This is a genomic window from Pseudomonas agronomica, assembly GCF_025917275.1.
GTDB lineage: Bacteria > Pseudomonadota > Gammaproteobacteria > Pseudomonadales > Pseudomonadaceae > Aquipseudomonas > Aquipseudomonas agronomica.
In genome coordinates this window covers 1-599 of record NZ_JAOSHO010000996.1, presented here as the reverse complement: position 1 = coordinate 599, position 599 = coordinate 1, and the positions used below count along the sequence as shown (strand labels likewise).

Annotated in this window: 1 pseudogene; it reads right to left on the bottom strand. The window is 67.3% G+C overall.

The annotated features are described in order from the left end of the window. Positions 1–599: pseudogene (locus OC610_RS28570) on the bottom strand (ImcF-related family protein); the annotation flags it as partial.

Genomic DNA, 599 nt, shown 5'->3' with positions numbered 1-599 from the left:
CCTTTGCCGCTCAGCTCGAAACTCAGGCCCAGGCCGCCGTCGGTGAAGAGCACGTCGGCCAGGTCGCCGAGTTGGTTGATTGCCGCAAGGAACTGCGGATTGACCCGCAAGCCGTTACCATGACGCGGATCGGCCACCCAGCGGTTGCCTTCCTTGCGCAGCACGCCGCTCAACTGGCTGTGCAGGAAGCGCTCGATGCGCCCCGTGTCGGCGCGGATCATCTGCCCCAGCATCGGCAGCGAAGCATCGCTGGCCGTCGCGGCGAACGGATATCGCCCGGCGAAGGCCGCGTTCCAGTGCTCGACGATCGAGCGCTGCCACTGGCTGTTGAGGCCCGCTGTCGACGGTTGTAGCACCCGCTGCCAGGCCTGTTCCAGCGGCTGGACGAACAGCGTCTCGCCAACGCCAGCCCATTGCGCGCCCAGGCTGGCGGCCATCAGCCGGCCATAGGACTGGGTGTCGGTCAGGTCGATGCCGCGGCCCTGGAACACCGTCTGCGCCAGCGCCTGGGTCATTTCCATGGGGTCGGTGGCGGTGCTGATCTGTTGCAGCTTCAGGCGCACGCGGGTCACTTGGGTGAGGTAGGCCTGCAGGCTCAG